This is a genomic window from Modestobacter sp. KNN46-3 (assembly GCF_011039295.1).
In genome coordinates, this window is the sequence record NZ_JAAKGN010000302.1 from 1 (window position 1) to 1,996 (window position 1,996).

The 1,996-nt window shown below is 73.0% G+C and carries 4 protein-coding genes; 3 read left to right on the forward strand and 1 reads right to left on the reverse strand.

Going from position 1 to position 1,996, the window contains the following annotated elements; genetic code table 11:
* Together G5C62_RS26740 and G5C62_RS26745 are read left to right on the forward strand one after the other, a co-directional pair.
* On the forward strand, positions 1-276 hold a 276-nt coding region (locus G5C62_RS26740; protein ID WP_277424828.1), incomplete at its 5' end, for an FAD-binding oxidoreductase.
* A gap of 29 nt (positions 277-305) precedes the next feature.
* Entirely contained in the window at positions 306-926 is a 621-nt protein-coding gene (locus G5C62_RS26745; RefSeq protein WP_164703376.1) for a hypothetical protein, read from the forward strand.
* Here the strand turns inward: G5C62_RS26745 and G5C62_RS26750 are convergent.
* Entirely contained in the window at positions 916-1,185 is a 270-nt protein-coding gene (locus G5C62_RS26750; RefSeq protein ID WP_164703377.1) for a YciI-like protein, read from the reverse strand. The two genes, G5C62_RS26745 and G5C62_RS26750, sit on opposite strands and share 11 nt — an antisense overlap.
* A gap of 84 nt (positions 1,186-1,269) precedes the next feature.
* Here G5C62_RS26750 and G5C62_RS26755 point away from each other — a divergent pair.
* The coding region (locus G5C62_RS26755) for an alcohol dehydrogenase catalytic domain-containing protein (protein ID WP_164703378.1) at positions 1,270-1,996 on the forward strand (727 nt) is incomplete at its 3' end.

A 1,996-nucleotide genomic window follows, 5' to 3' on the forward strand; every position in this document is an offset into this window, starting at 1 on the left:
GTGGGCGACGGCAACCTGCACTACAACCTGAGCAAGCCGGAGGGCAGCGACGACGCGGCGTTCCGCGCCCGGGCCGACGAGCTGGCCCGGGTCGTCTACGACTCCACCGCCTCCTTCGCCGGCAGCATCAGCGCCGAGCACGGCGTCGGGGTGGCCAAGCGGGACCTGCTCACCGACTACGAGGACCCGCTGGAGCTGGAGTTGATGCGCGGGGTCAAGGCGCTGCTCGACCCGGCGGGGCTGATGAACCCGGGGAAGGTGCTGCCGGCGGGTTGAGCGGACGCGGTCGTGGACAGGGACCACCGGTGACGACACGGCTGCGGTTCGACGGCTGGATCCTCGGGACCGGCACCACCTCGGGCACCCGGATCGTGCTCGGGCACTGGCCGTCCTCGCCGCTGGGGGCGTTCTCCGACGCCATGGTGCAGCGGCCGGACGGGCACCGGGTGCTGCTCGCGCCGAGCGGGCAGGTGGCCGACTTCGTCGGGTCGACCTACTCCTTCGACGAGGTGCGGCTGGTGGACGTGGCGGTGACCCGGAACGGCGCGACGTGGACGGTGCGCGCCGGCCCGCTGGCGATGTCGGTCCGCGTGGGCCGCCGTCCCGTGCTGGGCCGGCTGCTGCGTGCGGTGCCCGCGCCGCTGGCCCGGCGGCCCGGCTGGGTCGGGCTGCTCGACCGGTCGGCCCGGCTGCTGACCGGGCTGCGCACCACCGGTTCGGCCGGCAACGGGCGCACCGAGTGGTACGGCGTGCCGGACCTGCACACCGTGGCCTCGGTCGACGCGACGTGGGACGGCGAGCCGCTGGGCGCGGTGTCGCCGGTGCGGCCGCCGGTCACCTTCGGGTTCGGCTCGGTGCCGCCCCGTCCCTCCGTGGTGCGGGTGACGACGACGGTGCAGCTGCCCGGACCGCAGGTCAGCCGATGACCACGTTCCAGGGCCGGATGGTCCACCCGGTCACCAGCCCGTGCACGACGTAGGGGTCGGCCTCGACGAAGCGCTCGACGACCTCGCGGGGCGCGGCCCACACCAGCAGTGCCCGGTCGTAGGGGTCCGGCAGCGCGCCGGCGAGCAGCAGCTCGCCCCGTTCGTGGGCAGCCCGGGCCAGGCCGAGGTGGTCGTCCCGCAGGGCCGCCCGGCGCTCCAGGTAGTCCTCGGCCAGCGTGTACTCCAGCAGCAGGTGCATGCCCGCCACCCTCACACACCGGCCGCGGTTGCCGGAGCCGCGCACGGGGCACCCCGGGCGGACGAGCCGTTCGGAGGAGGCACCATGCGCGCGATGACGTACCGAGGCCCGTACAAGCTGCGGGTCGAGGAGAAGGACCGACCGCGGATCGAGCACCCCAACGACGCGATCGTCCGGGTGACACTGGCCGCGATCTGCGGTTCCGACCTGCACCTGTACCACGGGTTGATGCCGGACACCCGGATCGGCCACACCTTCGGCCACGAGTTCATCGGCGTCGTCGACGAGGTGGGCTCCTCGGTGCAGCGCCTGCAGGTGGGCGACCGGGTGATGGTGCCGTTCAACATCTTCTGCGGCTCGTGCTGGTACTGCGCACGCGGCCTCTACTCCAACTGCCACAACGTGAACCCGAACGCGACCGCGGTCGGTGGCATCTACGGCTACTCGCACACCACCGGCGGCTACGACGGTGGTCAGGCGGAGTACGTCCGGGTGCCCTTCGCCGACGTGGGTCCGGTCAGGATCCCCGACTGGATGCACGACGAGGACGCGGTGCTGCTCACCGACGCCGCCGCGACCGGGTACTTCGGGGCGCAGCTCGGCGAGATCGCCGAGGGCGACACCGTGGTGGTCCTGGGCGCCGGGCCGGTGGGGCTGATCGCCGCCCAGTCCTCCTGGCTGATGGGCGCCGGCCGGGTCATCGTCGTCGACCACCTCACCGAGCGGCTGGCGAAGGCCCGGGAGATGGCCCACGCCGAGACGCTGGACTACGACGAGCTCGACGACGTGGTCGTCGAGTTGAAGCAGCAGA

Excerpts from the sequence above, each read along its gene's own strand:
- G5C62_RS26750 (WP_164703377.1), bottom strand. The coding sequence starts at position 1,185 with ATGCACCTGCTGCTGGAGTACACGCTGGCCGAGGACTACCTGGAGCGC.